Genomic DNA, 14,349 nt, shown 5'->3' on the forward strand with positions numbered 1-14,349 from the left:
GGTTCCGACGTGAATAAGGAAAAAAGTTAGTCGATGCCCTGGCTGGTCAGGTAGTCCTCGTAGTTGCCGCGGAAATCGACCACTTCGTTGGCCTTGATCTCGATGATGCGGTTGGCCAGCGACGACACGAACTCGCGGTCGTGCGACACGAAGATCAGGGTGCCGGCGTATTTTTCCAGTGCGATGTTGAGCGACTCGATCGATTCCATGTCCATGTGGTTGGTCGGCTCGTCGAGCAGCAGCACGTTGTGGCGGCCCAGCATCAGCTTGCCGTACATCATGCGGCCCTTCTCGCCGCCGGACAGCACCTTGACCGACTTCTTGACCTCGTCGCCGCCGAACAGCAGGCGGCCCAGGATCGAGCGCACGGCCTGGTCGTCGTCGCCTTCCTGGGTCCAGTCGCCCATCCAGTCGGTCAAGGTGACGTCCTTGGCGAATTCCTCGGTCGGATCCTGCGGCATGTAGCCGACGTTGGCGTTCTCGGCCCACTTGACGGTGCCGTGGTCGGCGTGCAGGCCGGCGATGTCGTCGCCGCCTATGCAACGCAGCAAGGTGGTCTTGCCGGCGCCGTTGGCGCCGATGATGGCGATGCGCTCGCCCGCCTCGACCATGATGCTGAAGTTATTGAACAGCTGGCGGTCGTATTTCTTCGCGATGCTGTCGACCTCGACGGCCAGGCGGTGCAGCTTCTTCTCGCCGTCGAAACGCACGAACGGATAGGCGCGCGACGACGGCTTGATGTCGTCGACCTTGATCTTCTCGATCTGCTTGGCGCGCGAGGTCGCCTGGCGGGCCTTGGACTTGTTGGCGGCGAAGCGGCGCACGAAGTCCTGCAGCTCGGCGACCTTGTCCTTGGCCTTGGCGTTGTTGGCCAGTTGCTGGTTGCGCGCCTGGGTCGAGGCGAACATGTACTCGTCGTAATTGCCCGGATAGATCTTCAAGGTGCCGTAATCCATGTCGGCCACGTGGGTGCAGACCTGGTTGAGGAAGTGGCGATCGTGGGAAATGATGATCATGGTGGAGTTGCGGTCGTTCAGCACGTCCTCCAGCCAGCGGATGGTGTTGATGTCCAGATTGTTGGTCGGCTCGTCGAGCAGCAGGATGTCCGGATTCGAGAACAGCGCCTGGGCCAGCAGCACGCGCAGCTTCCAGCCCGGCGACACGTTGCTCATCGGACCCTTGTGCAGCTCGATGTCCACGCCGGCGCCCAGCAGCAGCTCGCCGGCGCGCGACTCGGCCGTGTAGCCGTCGTACTCGGAGACCTTGCCTTCGAGCTCGGCGGCCTTCATGTAGTCGTCGTCGGTCGCCTCGGGATTAGCGTAGATGGCGTCGCGCTCCTGCATCGCCGCCCACATCTCGGTGTGGCCCATCATGACCACGTCGAGCACGCGCATGTCCTCAAAGGCGAACTGGTCCTGGCGCAGTTTGCCGAGGCGCTCGTTGGTGTCCAGCATCACGTTGCCGCCCGACGGCTCCAGATCGCCGCCCAGGATCTTCATGAACGTGGATTTGCCGCAACCGTTGGCGCCGATCAGGCCGTAGCGGTTGCCATCGCCGAACTTGACGGAGATGTTTTCAAACAGCGGCTTGGCGCCGAATTGCATGGTGATGTTAGCGGTCGATAGCATTCTGGATTGGGCTTTTCTTAATTAAATCATGCCGTTAGGCGGAAATGCGAGATTATACAGCACCCACCGCGCGGGACCGGGCGACAGGGGCGAAAACATGGCGTACAATTTTGTTAACCAAGGGGTTTGGTGTTCCGGAAGAATGCAAAATGGATGAGCGCATCGCCAGGCTTGAAGAGTTCGCAACCGACGCCAGGGACAGACTGACGCGGATAGAGGCGCGCCAGTTCGAACTAGCCGACAAAGTGAGCGCCCTGCAGGTCGACATGCACAAAGGCTTCGCCGACATGATCAAATGGGTGGTCGGCACCGCTATCGTCCTCGGCGGCACCGCGCTGACGGTGATCACATTCGTTCTCAACAATGCCACACCCAAAGCCGCCCCAACACCACCGCAATCGGTCGTCGTCTACACCCAACCGGTGCCGCTCCAGCCGGCAAAATAAAACCCGCAATGCCGTCGATGAATCATGGAACCGCGGCGCGCCGGCGCGGTCCAACCACGTGCAAGTATCGCATCCGGGGAGGCCGGCATGTCGTACAAAACCATTTTGGTGGACGCGGCGCCCTCGCAGCGCACCGAGGCCATCGCGACCTGCGCCGGGCGCATCGCCCTCGACCAACAGGCCCACCTGGTGGGCCTGGCGAGCACCGGCATCAAGCCGCCCCGTGCTGGTGGTCCCGCGCACGGGCCGGTTCGACCGGGTCGGCGTGCGGCCGTTGCTCGCCTGGAATAGCGACATGGCGGCCTGCCGCGCCATCCAGGCGGCGCTGCCGCTGCTGCGCCACGCGGCGCCGCCGGTGCCGATCTCGCACTAGGGCCGCGCCGCAACGAAGCCCCACTTGACCGCCTCGAACCACCCCAGGCTCAGGCCCACCGCCAGCGCGCCGGCGAGCAGCGCCGGCGGATCGGGGATGGCGAAGGCGAACAGCGCCCGCAGCGGCGGCGCGCCCAGCACCAGCGCCAACAGCGCCGCCGCGCCCAAACTGCCCCACACCAGATAGCGGTTCGGCGCCCCTGTGCGCTTCCACGCGGCATGCCGCCAACTGCTGTTGGCATAGATCAGCCCCAGGTTGGACAGCACCAACGCCAAGAAGGTCGTGGTGCGCGCCAGGTCGTCGGCGCCGCCGGTCTGGCGCAACCACAGATACAGCGCGACCAGCAACGCCAGCAGGCCGCCGCCCTGCCGCAGTCCCCGGATCAGGATTTCCCAATCGAACAGGCGCGCGTCCGGCCGCCTGGGCCCGCTGCGCATGGCGTCCTGCTCGATCGGCTCGGCCTCGAACACGACCGAGCAGGCCGGGTCGATGATGATCTGCAGGAACAGCACGTGCACCGGCATCAGCAGCATGGCGCCGCCCCACAGCAACGGCAGCACCGACAAGCCGACGATGGGCACGTGCACCGCGACGACGAAGACCAGCGCCTTGCGCAGGTTGGCATACAGGCGGCGGCCATGGCGGACCGCCTTCAGCAGCAGGGAAAAATCGTCCTCGAGCAGCACCAGCGCCGCCGCCTCGCGGGCGACGTCGGTGCCGCGCGCGCCCATCGCCACACCGATGTCGGCCGCCTTGAGCGCCGGCGCGTCGTTGACGCCGTCGCCGGTCATGGCGACCACCTCGCCGCCATCGCGAAAGGCCCGCACCAGGCGCAGTTTCTGCTCCGGTGCGATGCGGCAAAAAACATTGGCATCCTTGATCGCTTCCCGCAGTGCGCGGCCGTCGAAGCGCCGCAGGTCGTCGCCGGTCAGGCAGGCCCCCCCGGCGCCGGCGATGCCCGCCTGGCGCGCGATCGCCATCGCGGTGGCCGGATGGTCGCCTGTGATCATGACCACCCGCATCCCCGCCGCGTGGCACTGCGCGACCACGGAAGGCACCTCGGGGCGCAGCGGATCGGCCAGCGCCAGCAATCCGGCGAACGCGAAGTCGAAGCCGTGCTGGTGTTGCGGCAAATTGGCGGCGTCGGCCGCGGCCACCGCCACGCCGAGCACGCGCAGTCCCTCCCCGGCCATGGCCGCCACGCGCGCCGCGACGCGGGCGGCGCGCGCCGGGTCCAGATGGCACAGCTCGACGATCGCCTCCGGCGCACCCTTGGCGACCACCCGGCAGGCCGCCTCGCCCGGGGCCTGCCAGACCCGCGACATGGCGAACAACTGCGGCGACAACGGATAGTCGTCGATCAGGCGCCAGTCGCCATGCGGCACGCCGGCCAGCAGCCGGGCACCGGCATTGGCGATAGCCGCCTCCATCGGGTCGTACGCCGTGCGGTGGCTCGCCAGCACCGCGTTTTCCAGCAGCGCGCGCGCCGCCGGCGGCAACGGCACACCGCCGGCGCAGTTGTCGTCGCCCCCCTCTTCAGTCCACAGCCGCGCCAGCTCCATCCGGTTGACCGTCAGCGTGCCGGTCTTGTCCACGCACAGTATGGTGGTCGCTCCCAGCAACTCGATCGCCGGCGCGCTGCGCGCCAGCACCTTCTGGCGCGCCAGCCGCCAGGCCCCGACGCCGAGGAATAGCGTCAGCACCACCGGCAATTCCTCCGGCAGCACCGCCATAGCCAGGGTCAAGCCCGCCAGCAGCCCGCCGACCCAATCTCCGCGCAACCACCAATAGGCCAGCCCCAGGCCGGCGGCCAACACCAGCCCGCCGATGGCGACCTGCCTGACGACGGCGCGGGTTTCGCGTTGAATCGGCGTCGGCTCGCTGTCGAGCGACGCCAGCGAGGCGCCGATGCGGCCGATCGCGCTGTCGGCGGCGGTCGCCGTCACGGTGCCGCGCGCCGTGCCGTTGGTGACCAGCGTGCCGGAATAAACCCGGTGCGCGCCGTCGCCGTCGCCGGCCGCCTGCTTCGTGACCGGTCCCGACTCGCCGGTCAGCATCGATTCGTCGACCGTGAAATTGGATGACGTCGACAACGCCATATCGGCCGGCACGCGGTCGCCCTCGGCCAGCAGCACCAGGTCGCCGACCACCAGTTCGCGGCCGGCGATGCGTTGCTGGCGGCCGTCGCGCACCACCAGCGCCCGTGGCGAGGAATAGTCGCGCAACGCGTTCAGGGAGCGTTCGGTGCGGCGTTTCTGGAAAAACGTCATGGCGACCACGATGCAGACGAAGGCCAGCAACAGCAGCGCGTCGCCGGCGTCGCCGAGCAGCATGTATACGGCGCCGCAAGCTGCCAGCAACAGTATCATCGGCTCGGCCAGCGCCTGGCCCAGCAGGCGCCACGGCCCCGACCGCCGCGATGCCGGCAATTCGTTGAACCCGTGCGCCGCCAGCCGCGCGGCGGCCTCGGCGGCAGTCAATCCCTCGTTGTTTTCTTGCTGTCGCATTGCCGATATTCCGCCGGGTTGCCAGATCACGCCCGCCATTCTTCTATGCACCGCAAGAAAAATGATTGATCTATATCAAATAAGGCCGGTAGGCGGCTATCCCGCCCGGCTGCCGCCATGGCGTCGCGGCCGATATCCAAACGCATGGCCAAACTGCGGTTTTGCGCCCGAACGGGTATCCCGCTCAATCCGCTGATTCTTTTCTAATTGGCAACCCACACCGCTGATTTCGCCACTAGACTAATCACTAATATATCAGCCCGGCCAACACCGCCGGCTTGGAAAACATGGCCGCAAAGGCCAGTCAGGGAGACACAGAGCATGCACGGACACACCCATGGCGCGCGCGCCAAACCACCCAGCCTCACACCGGCCGCCTACGCCGTCTCGATCGCGCTGGCCTCGCTGGTCGCCGGCAACGCCGCCGTCGCCCAGGAAGCCGGGCCGGACGCGCAGGCGCCGGCCGCCGCACCGATCAAAACCGTGGTCGTCCAGGGCCAGCGCGCCGCCCAGCAATCGGGCATCGAACGCAAGAAGAACGCCGCCACCGCGATGGACTCGATCGTCGCCGACGACGTCGGCGCCTTCCCCGACCGTAACATCGGCGAGGCCATCTCGCGCATCGCCGGCGTCGCGCTCGACCGCGGCGACTTCGGCGAGGGCGTCAGCGTGGCCATCCGCGGCAACAGCGCCGACCTGACCCGCGTCGAGATCGACGGCCAGGGCGTGCAGTCGGCCGGCGGCACCGACATGAACGGCGGCGGCAGCGGCCGCGGCGTCGAATTCCGCTCGCTCTCGGCCGACCTGATCAAAAGCGTCGACGTCGTCAAGGGCGCCACCGCCGACATGACCGAAGGCTCGCTCGGCGGCGGCATCATCATCAAGACCCGCACCAGCCTGGACTTCAAGGAGCCGTTCTACTCGCTGCGCCTGGCCGGCACGCAAGGCTCGCTGAACAAGGAATGGTCGCCCGATAGCAACCTGATCCTCACCCGCAAATTCTTCGACAACCGTTTCGGCGTCATGCTCAACGCCTCGACCTCGCGCGTGGTCAACGAGGCGCACTCGTCCGAGATCGCCACCACCCGCAACGCCGGCTACGCGCGCAACGTCGATTTCGACAACTCGCCCAACAAGACCTTCACCTACCAGCCGAGCACCTTGTCGCCGAACGACCCGGCCAGCACCGCGCCGACCTTGCGCTCGCCGCTGACGGCCGGCGGCTTCTTCGACCACGCCTCGCCGGCCGACATCCTGACCAAATCGGCGGCGGCCCAGACCAAGGCGGCCTGCTACGCGGCCTTCCCGGCATTAACTACGGCGCAGGCCAACGCCATCAATGGCAATACCGCCCGCAACGCCGCGATCAACGCCCGCGGCAACGAGCTGCTGAGCTGCCTGAACCAATGGAACGACTACACGCCGTCGCTGGTGCGTTTCATCGAGAAGCGCCAGGAGGAAAAGCGCGGCACCGTCGACCTGCGCTTCGACTTCAAGGTCAACCACGAGCTGACCGTGTACGGCAAGGTCAACTATGCCCGCCGCGAGGTGGATGACAACAACCAGACCTACGGCCTGGGCGGCCTGAACACCAATCTGGCGACCGCCTACAGCCCGACCTACCAGGGCCCGACCTTTACCGACACGTCGGCCGGCGTGCGCAGCGCCGTGCCCGGCTCCGGCTACTACCTGTACGACGGCGCCAGCTACCGCGCCGGCCTGTATCCGGCCAGCGGCATCGTCGCCAACGTCGATCCGCGCTCGGTGGTGGTGGACGCCAACCACCACGTGACGCAGTACACGATCAGCGACGCCACCGTCAACACCGATCAGATCCACAACGTCATGAAGACCACGGACCGCTACTTCCAGACCGGCGGCGTGTACAAGAACGGCGGCTTCGCGGCCGAGTTCTTCGTCGGCGACGCCCGTTCCAAGTGGCAGCGCGGCGACAAGCGCACCAACTGGACCTACAACTACGGCCCGACCACGATGCGGGTGCTGCCCAACGGCCTGTGGACCTACGAACAACCGGCCGGCAGCAGCTTCAACCAGGCCGATCCGACCATCTACGCGCAGGTGCGCCCGGCCGGCACCGACACCAAGGCGGTCGACGCCGGCCCCAAGGGTCCGTATGTTCCGGCCTACACGATCAACCAGCAGCCGCTGAGCACGCAGGCGCCGCAAATCACGTTCTCGCCGAAGATGGCCGAGACCGAGGAACGCACCGCCAAGGCCGATTTCAGCTACGCGCTGAGCGAGAAAGTTCCGTTCTTCCGCCGCGTCAAGAGCGGCTTCAACTTCCGCCAAACCTCCGGCAGCAGCTGGGGCGGCGGCGGCTCGACCGTGCAAACGGCCGTCGGCGAGTTCGGCAAACCCGGCTACGTGCCGGCCGTGATCCTGCCCAGCGCCAACGTGCGCAGCTTCTTCTCCGGCTGCACCGACACCGCCGGCTCGCTCGGGCCGGGCGGCAAGCCCTGCGCCAGCGGCTACGTGCCCAACACCGATCCGGCCTCGGCCCGCTCCGGCAACACCTACATGACGCAGCAGCAGTTCCTCGACATCATCGCGCAATCGATGACGCAACCGAACACGCCGTTTTTCAACGGCATGCCGGACCGCCCCGCCGGCTTGATCAACGGCTGGAACCAGATCGACGTCGAAAAAGTGTTCAGCCTGGTCAATTCGCCCAACGTCAACTTCGACTGCGTCAAGGAATGCACGGCCAGCGACGGCAAGGTCTATCAACAACCGGTCAGCACCTTCAAGGAACGCACCACGGCCGCCTACCTGATGACCGACTTCGGCCTCGACGAGATCCCGTTCACCAATCGGCGCCTGCCGTTCGGCATGGAATTGGACGGCAACTTCGGCTACCGCGTGGTGCGCACCAAGGTCCACGCCACCGGCGTGATGAGCTTCACCTCCGTCATCAAGACGGCCGCCTACGATCCGCTCAACCCGACCGCCGCAGGCGGCACCGTCAGCGCCACGGCCAGCAAGCTGACCGCGCTCGACGCCAACACCACGGACTACCTGCCGATCCTGAACCTGTCGCTGTGGATGGTGCCGAACGAAGTCGTGTTGCGCTACAACCGCGCCAAGCAGGTGGCCCGGCCGCCGGTCAACGCGCTGATCCCGGCCGGCACCTGCACTTATGACGAGCGGCGCCGGGACGATGAGGAACAGAGCTGCTCGGGCACCATCGGCAACCCGGCGCTCAAGGCCCAGACCAACCAGAACCAGAACCTGGCGCTGGAATGGTATCCGAACGACGACTCCTCGTTCTCGGTGGGCGCGTTCCGGCAGGTCGGCAAGGTCGGCGGCAGCACGGTGGTCGGCAAGAGCGCCGTCAGCCTATTCAACGGCACCGGGCTGGTCGATCCGCAGACCGGCCGCTCGCTCGACAACCTGGGCTTCGACTACCGCACCTACGAGAACGGCGCCAACATCACCCGCACCGGCCTGGAATACGGCAGCAAGACCGCCTTCACCTTCCTGCCGTGGCTGTTGCGCTACACCGGGGTCGACCTCAACTACACCAAGCTGCGCTCGAAAAACACCGACCAGCGCGTGGTGGACCTGCTCACTGGCGAGGCGCTGCCGCCGGTCGGCGAATCCAAATACACCTACAACGCCTCGCTGTGGTACGACGACGGCGCGCTGTCGATGCGGGTTTCGCTGCAGGCGGTCGGCCAGAAGTTCAGCTGCATCGCCGCCTGCGGCGCCACCTCGGTCAACAACTACCCGAACGCGGCCGGCGGGCGCACCACCATCACGCCCTACAATCCCGGCTCGCCGAACTTCAAGAACGCCACCCGCTATGTCGACGCCAAGATCGCCTACCGCATCAACAAGCACATGGAGATCTTCGCCGAGGGACGCAACCTGAACCTGAGCTCGACCACCAACAGCCAGGCCCAGTATGCGGCCTTCGCCGACGGCACGCCCAACCTGCTCGACACGTCCTACGCCGGCCGCCGCATCATGGTCGGCATGAATTTCAGGAACTGACGCCGGTCACCTTGCACCAAGAGGAGGCGGTCTCCCTCCTCTCTTCGACAGCCCGGCCGCTCGCGCGACCGGGCTTTTTTTTCCAGGTGGATATCCACGCGGTTATCGCTATAATCGGCAAATCTCAATCTGGAAGGTATTCGATGAAAGCTTTGCTTGTCTTGCTGGCAATATCCGGTTCCGCGCTGGCCGATGATCGCGCCCTGCTCCACTGCCGCACCATCGCCGACGTCGCCGGCCGTGTGGCGTGCTATGACGCGATCCCGGTGGCCGCCGCGGGTGCGCCGAAAGCGGCCGCCGTGGCTGCGCCTGGCAACACAGCCGCGTCGGCGACGCCAGCGGCCCCGGCGCCTTCCGCGCCGGCCGCCAGCCCGGAAGCCGGCTTCGGCATGGACACGATCGCCAAGCGCAAAACGGACACGCCGTCATCGATCGAAAGCACCGTCGTCGGCAAGGTCGAGGGCTGGGGCCCCACCACCCAGTTCACGCTGGCCAACGGCCAGGTCTGGCGGGTGGTGGACGGCAGCTCCGAATGGTTTATGGAGCGCACCAATCCCAAAGTGGTCCTGAGCCGCAACGCCATCGGCACCATCTTCTTCGAGGTCGACGGCGCCAAGCAGCCGCCGCGCGTGCGCCGCATCCAGTGACGGACCGCTCGCGACAAGGCCGGGCAACTACAAGGTCGGATAGTCGCGGATCGTCAGGTCGAAGCCGCGCGCGTCCGACACCAGCCGCGCCATGCCCCCATAAGGCAAGGTGGCATGGCGCCGGATGTGGCCGAAAGGCAAGCCGGTCAGCACCGGCATCGGCAAACGCTCGCGCAAATAGGCCAGCATGGTCTCGAAGTCGTAACCGTTCTCCAGCACGCCTAATTTGTAGCCGGAAAAATCGCCCAGCACCAGCGCCCGCTGGCCGTCGAGCGCGCCCGCATACAACAACTGCAGCACCATGCGCTCGATCCGGTACGGATGTTCGGAGATATCTTCAATGAACACGATGCCGCCGTCCAGCGCGTGGAAATACGGCGTGCCCAGCAGGCTGACCATCATCGCCAGATTGCCGCCCCACAGCCTGCCGCCGACATCGACGACCGGATTGTCGGCGCGGCCGTCGGCCACCTCGCCGCGCACGGCGTGCGCCGGACCGCGCAGGCAATCCCAGAACTGGCCCACGGTATAGGCATCCGTCTCCTCGGGGACGAAGTCGGCGTACATCATCGGCCCGGCGAAGCTGATGCGCCCGGTCTGCTTCATCAGCGGCATCTGGAAGGCGGTGAAGTCGCTGTAGCCGACAAACAGCTTGCCGCTGTCGGCCATCGCCGCGAAGTCGATCCGCGGCAGCAGCCGGGTCATGCCGTACGAGCCGCGCAGGGCCATGACGATCCGCACGTCCGGATCGGCGGCGGCGGCGTCGAGCTGCGCCAGGCGGGCGGCGTCGGTGCCGCCGAAGCGCAGGTGCCGCTTGTCGTCGTCATAGTAATTGTGGACCAGGAAGCCCTGCTGCTCCAGCCGGGCGATGCCGGCCTGGAGCGCGGCGGCGTTGGGCGCGGCGCCACCTGGCGCGACAATGGCGATGCCGATTTTTTTTGTGTTCAAGTTGGTTCGAAGTTCAATGGTGAAGCGCTATTGTTGAGGGGTGCCGCTGCCGGCGCGACGCGCGATCAGCGCGGGCAGGTCCGGCGTCATATTACCGCGCAGATGGTTGTCGAGCAAGGCGAGCAGGCGCTCGATCAGTTGCGGCGGCAGGTCGTGGCCCATGCCCTCGATCACGTGCAACTTGGCGCCGGGGATGGCTTCGGCCGTGTCCACGCCGCAGGCGACCGGCACCAGCGGATCGGCAGCGCCGTGGATGACCAGGGCCGGACAGGAAATCTTGCGCAGCAACGGCGTGCGGTCACCCGAGGCGACCACGGCCACCATCTGCCGGGCTATACCGGCCGGATTGACATTGCGGTCGAGCGCGCGTTCTATATTGGCGCGCAACTGCCGTTCCGGCGTCGGAAACGACGGGCTGCCGATGGTGCGGAACACGCCGACGGCGTGGTCGACCACCTCCTTGCGGTCGCTGGCGTTGCCGGGACCGCGCATCAGCGCCGCCCGGGCGGCCGGGGACGGCCCGGGCAGGCCCCGCCGGCCGCTGCTCGACATGATGGACGTCAGGCTGAGGGTGCGGGGGCCGAAGCGCGAGGCGAAGATTTGCGCGATCATGCCGCCCATCGAGGCGCCCACCACGTGCGCCCGGGCGATGCCGAGCGCGTCGAGCAGGCCGAGCGCGTCGTCGGCCATGTCGTTGAGCGTGTACGCCGGCGACTGCCGCCAGCCGACCAGCGACTTGAGGTAGGCCAGCATCAGGTTGGGCTTTTTGAAATGGTCGAATTTGCTGGACAGGCCGATATCGCGGTTATCGTAGCGAATCACGTAATAGCCCTGCTCCACCAGGCCGTCGACCAGGTCCTGGGGCCAGGCGATCAGCTGCATGCCCAGGCCCATGATGAGCAGCACGGGGGTGTCCTGCGGGTTGCCGCTGGCTTCGTAGGTGATCGTAATGCCGTTTGCTTTTGCGGTAGCCAAAGCGGTCTCCGGGAGGGGGCTGGCGGCGATGCCGACGATGCGCCGCGCATCGTGGCTTCAGCATACCATTTTTGCCGCTGTCTGGAAACGCGGGCCGGTGAAACGGCCTATTCGGCAGCGGCGTCGCCACGCCGGGCGGCCGCCGCCGCGGCGCGGCGGGCGGCGAAGAAGCTCTTGAGCATGGCGCCGCACTCCTCGGCCATGACTCCGCCGCTAACCTCGGTGTGGTGGTTCAGTTGTTCCTGCCCGAACAGATCGACCACCGAGCCGCAGGCGCCGGTCTTCGGGTCGGTGGCGCCGTACACCACCTTGGCCAGACGCGCGTGCATCATCGCGCCCGAACACATCACGCACGGCTCCAGGGTCACATACAGCTCGCAGCCGGGCAGCCGGTAGTTGCCCAGCACCTCGGCGGCCGCGCGCAGGGCGACGATTTCCGCGTGCGCGGTCGGATCGTGCTTGCCGATCGGCTGGTTGTAGCCGCGCGCGATCACCACCCCGTCCTTGACGACGACGGCGCCGACCGGCACCTCGCCCAGATCCCACGCGTGCTTGGCCTGTTCCAGCGCCTGCCGCATGAACTGCCCGGACGGCGCATCGGACATCGCATCGGACATCGTGTCAGGCATCGGTGATCTCTGCCCAGCAGTTGGGCGTCTCGTGCAACACCAGCTTGTGCAGGTGCAAACCGGTGCCGTAGCGGTCCTTGTAGGCCGACTTGAGGATGGCGAAGGCGACATGGGCCAGGTTCTCCACCGTCGGAATGCGGTCGATGACCACGGTTTTATGGCCGGGCAAGGTGGCCAGGAAATCGCGCACCGCCGCGTCCTTCTCGTAGACGATGAAGGCGTGGTCCCAGACATCGACCAGGTGCTCTTTCGCCAGGGCCTTGATGTCGGAGAAATCCATGATCATGCCGTTGTCGGAATTGCCTTCGGCGGTGATGATATTGCCGGTCAGGGTGATTTCCAGCGTGTAGCGGTGGCCGTGCAGGTTGCGGCACTGGCTTTTGTGGTCGGGGATGCGGTGGCCGGCGTCGAATTCCAGCTTGCGGGTAATAGTCAGCATGACATCTTTTCTTAGGGTATTTGTAAAAGTTTATGGGTTTGCAGGCTCAGCTTCCATTTCGGATTGCGCTTGCAGGTCTCGATCGCCAGTTTGATGTTGAACTCGGCCAGCGGGCCGTCCATCGCCTGGACATAGAAATTCTCGAAGTCGAGCTGTTCGTAGGCCGCCAGGTCCTGTCCGGTCTGCGGAATCACGACCTTGATCTCGCTGCCCTTGGTCACCACCAAGGTCGAGCCCATCTTGGGGCTGACGCAGATCCAGTCGACGCCTTCGGGCACCGGCAAGGTGCCGTTGGTTTCGATGGCGATCGTGAAGCCGACCGCGTGCATGGCGGCGATCAGCGCCGCATCCAGTTGCAACAGCGGTTCGCCGCCGGTGAACACCACATACTTGCTGGCGGCATAAGTGGCCGGCCACAGCGCGGCGATCGTCGCCGCCAGTTCCTCCGGGGACTTGAACTTGCCGCCACCTTCGCCGTCGGTGCCGACGAAATCGGTATCGCAGAACTGGCACACGGCGGCGGCGCGGTCGCTCTCGCGCCCGGTCCACAGGTTACAGCCGGAAAAACGGCAAAATACCGCCGGACGCCCGGCGTGTGCGCCCTCGCCCTGCAGGGTGTAAAAGATCTCTTTGATGCTGTAAGTCACGATAGTTCCTGATTGGACAACCCTCAATTATATCCCACGCGACACTTTCCTGCGGTTTCCGGCGGAAGTTGACCTTGCACAATGCTGCCGTACGGCAACCACGGTATTTTCACAGGGTGGCGACCGACTTCATGCATCTAACCAAGTGCACCGGCGCCCGACCACAGGGGACGAACCACCATGAATTACGCGCCGCAAGTCATGCAGATCGATATCATCGTCACCGGCGTCTGCGCGCTGGTCTGGCTCGCCCTGCTGTTGCTGTGGCGACAGCAGCGGCAACGCAGCGCCTTCGCCCGCGTCGAAGCGCGCCTGCAGGCCAGGCTATCGCACGAGCGCGACAGCCGCGCGCTGGCCGAGCAGGCGCTGACCGACACCCGGCGCCAGGTTTGCCATCTGAGCAAGAGCCAGCAATCGCTGCGCGACGCCGAGCGCCGCCGCATCGCCCGCGACCTGCACGACGACCTGGGGCAGCATCTGCTGGCGATGAGCCTGGAACTGGGCACGCTGGCCGCGCGCCACCCCGAGCTGAAGGAGGCGCTGCACAAGGTCGACGAGCGGATCGCCATGACGCTGCGCTCGATGCGCTCCATCGTACGCGATTTGCAGCCGGAGGGCCTGCGCGACGGCCTGCGGGGCGCGGTCGAGCAGCAGGTGGCGCAGTTCTCGCGCCTGAGCGGCATCGCCTGCCAGCTCGACGCCGAGGCCATCGCCGCCGACGGCCGCATCGATGGTGGCATGGACAAGGTCATCTACCGGATTTTGCAGGAATCGCTCAGCAATATCGCCCGCCACGCCAAGGCGTCGCACGTCTCGGTCGGCATCAGCCGAGCCGAGGACCGGCTGAGCCTGACCGTACGCGACAACGGCGTCGGCATCGCCATCGGCCCCGGCGGCGCGCCCGTCCAGGCGCCGGCCCGCGCCGCGGCCCACACGGCGCCCCCGGCCGCGCCCCGGCGCGGCAACGGCCTGCGCGGCATGGCGGAACGGGTCGCCGAGGCCGGCGGACGTTTCGATGTCGCCACCGCGCCCGGCATGGGCACGGCGCTGACGATGTCGTTTCCGCTGCAATAGCATGCCGCGTCGCGCCCCTGAT

At 66.4% G+C, this 14,349-nt stretch carries 12 protein-coding genes; 5 read left to right on the forward strand and 7 right to left on the reverse strand.

The annotated features are described in order from the left end of the window. Window positions 1–26: 26 nt before the first annotated feature. Window positions 27–1,628, reverse strand: a complete 1,602-nt coding sequence (locus MRBLMU1_RS01120; RefSeq protein ID WP_363495741.1) for an ABC-F family ATPase — start codon at window positions 1,626–1,628, stop codon at window positions 27–29. Between the two features lie 149 nt (window positions 1,629–1,777). Between MRBLMU1_RS01120 and MRBLMU1_RS01125 the strand changes: the two genes are divergently transcribed. Together MRBLMU1_RS01125 and MRBLMU1_RS01130 are read left to right on the forward strand one after the other, a co-directional pair. Continuing rightward, window positions 1,778–2,074 carry a hypothetical protein gene (locus MRBLMU1_RS01125; RefSeq protein WP_363495744.1) on the forward strand — a complete coding sequence of 99 codons (297 nt, stop codon included), beginning with the start codon at window positions 1,778–1,780 and terminating at the stop codon, window positions 2,072–2,074. Window positions 2,075–2,297: 223 nt separating this feature from the next. Next, window positions 2,298–2,447, forward strand: a complete 150-nt coding sequence (locus MRBLMU1_RS01130) for a hypothetical protein (protein ID WP_363495746.1) — start codon at window positions 2,298–2,300, stop codon at window positions 2,445–2,447. Here the strand turns inward: MRBLMU1_RS01130 and MRBLMU1_RS01135 are convergent. Further along, window positions 2,444–4,954 (reverse strand): cation-translocating P-type ATPase, encoded by a 2,511-nt coding sequence (locus MRBLMU1_RS01135; protein ID WP_363495749.1) that lies wholly within the window; start codon window positions 4,952–4,954, stop codon window positions 2,444–2,446. The genes MRBLMU1_RS01130 and MRBLMU1_RS01135 overlap by 4 nt on opposite strands. Window positions 4,955–5,275: 321 nt before the next feature. Here MRBLMU1_RS01135 and MRBLMU1_RS01140 point away from each other — a divergent pair, with 321 nt between their 5' ends. Both MRBLMU1_RS01140 and MRBLMU1_RS01145 read left to right on the forward strand, forming a co-directional pair. Next, entirely contained in the window at window positions 5,276–8,968 is a 3,693-nt protein-coding gene (locus MRBLMU1_RS01140) for a TonB-dependent receptor (protein ID WP_363495752.1), read from the forward strand. 143 nt (window positions 8,969–9,111) lie between these two features. Further along, the gene (locus MRBLMU1_RS01145) at window positions 9,112–9,615 is read left to right on the forward strand and encodes a hypothetical protein (RefSeq protein ID WP_363495755.1); all 504 of its coding nucleotides are present in this window, start codon (window positions 9,112–9,114) and stop codon (window positions 9,613–9,615) included. A 27-nt stretch (window positions 9,616–9,642) separates the two neighbouring features. On the opposite strand, the gene MRBLMU1_RS01150 is transcribed toward MRBLMU1_RS01145, so the two are convergent. The 5 genes from MRBLMU1_RS01150 to queE form a co-directional block, all read right to left on the reverse strand. Beyond that, a complete protein-coding gene (locus MRBLMU1_RS01150) occupies window positions 9,643–10,563 on the reverse strand; it encodes an LD-carboxypeptidase (RefSeq protein WP_363495758.1) in 921 nt (306 codons plus the stop codon). 27 nt (window positions 10,564–10,590) lie between these two features. Continuing rightward, entirely contained in the window at window positions 10,591–11,538 is a 948-nt protein-coding gene (locus tag MRBLMU1_RS01155; RefSeq protein ID WP_363495761.1) for an alpha/beta fold hydrolase, read from the reverse strand. Window positions 11,539–11,645: 107 nt separating this feature from the next. After that, window positions 11,646–12,167: a tRNA adenosine(34) deaminase TadA gene (tadA, locus tag MRBLMU1_RS01160; protein ID WP_363495764.1), complete on the reverse strand. Its 522-nt coding sequence runs from the start codon at window positions 12,165–12,167 to the stop codon at window positions 11,646–11,648. Next, window positions 12,160–12,606, reverse strand: coding sequence for a 6-carboxytetrahydropterin synthase QueD (queD, locus tag MRBLMU1_RS01165; protein WP_363495767.1), 447 nt, complete (start codon window positions 12,604–12,606; stop codon window positions 12,160–12,162). The genes tadA and queD overlap by 8 nt, the downstream gene beginning before the upstream one ends. Window positions 12,607–12,617: 11 nt before the next feature. Further along, entirely contained in the window at window positions 12,618–13,253 is a 636-nt protein-coding gene (queE, locus tag MRBLMU1_RS01170; protein WP_363495770.1) for a 7-carboxy-7-deazaguanine synthase, read from the reverse strand. A 180-nt stretch (window positions 13,254–13,433) separates the two neighbouring features. Between queE and MRBLMU1_RS01175 the strand changes: the two genes are divergently transcribed. Further along, window positions 13,434–14,327, forward strand: a complete 894-nt coding sequence (locus tag MRBLMU1_RS01175; RefSeq protein WP_363495773.1) for a sensor histidine kinase — start codon at window positions 13,434–13,436, stop codon at window positions 14,325–14,327. The last annotated feature ends 22 nt before the right edge of the window (window positions 14,328–14,349 follow it).

It is taken from the genome of Burkholderia sp. LMU1-1-1.1, assembly GCF_040675865.1.
Lineage (GTDB): Bacteria > Pseudomonadota > Gammaproteobacteria > Burkholderiales > Burkholderiaceae_D > Rugamonas.

What these genes read in the sequence shown, in the direction of transcription:
- MRBLMU1_RS01145 (WP_363495755.1), top strand. Translation starts at nt 9,112, where the DNA reads ATGAAAGCTTTGCTTGTCTTGCTGGCAATATCCGGTTCCGCGCTGGCC.
- tadA (WP_363495764.1), bottom strand. Translation starts at nt 12,167, where the DNA reads ATGCCTGACACGATGTCCGATGCGATGTCCGATGCGCCGTCCGGGCAG.
- MRBLMU1_RS01135 (WP_363495749.1), bottom strand. Translation starts at nt 4,954, where the DNA reads ATGCGACAGCAAGAAAACAACGAGGGATTGACTGCCGCCGAGGCCGCC.
- MRBLMU1_RS01175 (WP_363495773.1), top strand. Translation starts at nt 13,434, where the DNA reads ATGAATTACGCGCCGCAAGTCATGCAGATCGATATCATCGTCACCGGC.
- MRBLMU1_RS01120 (WP_363495741.1), bottom strand. Translation starts at nt 1,628, where the DNA reads ATGCTATCGACCGCTAACATCACCATGCAATTCGGCGCCAAGCCGCTG.
- MRBLMU1_RS01125 (WP_363495744.1), top strand. Translation starts at nt 1,778, where the DNA reads ATGGATGAGCGCATCGCCAGGCTTGAAGAGTTCGCAACCGACGCCAGG.
- queD (WP_363495767.1), bottom strand. Translation starts at nt 12,606, where the DNA reads ATGCTGACTATTACCCGCAAGCTGGAATTCGACGCCGGCCACCGCATC.
- MRBLMU1_RS01140 (WP_363495752.1), top strand. Translation starts at nt 5,276, where the DNA reads ATGCACGGACACACCCATGGCGCGCGCGCCAAACCACCCAGCCTCACA.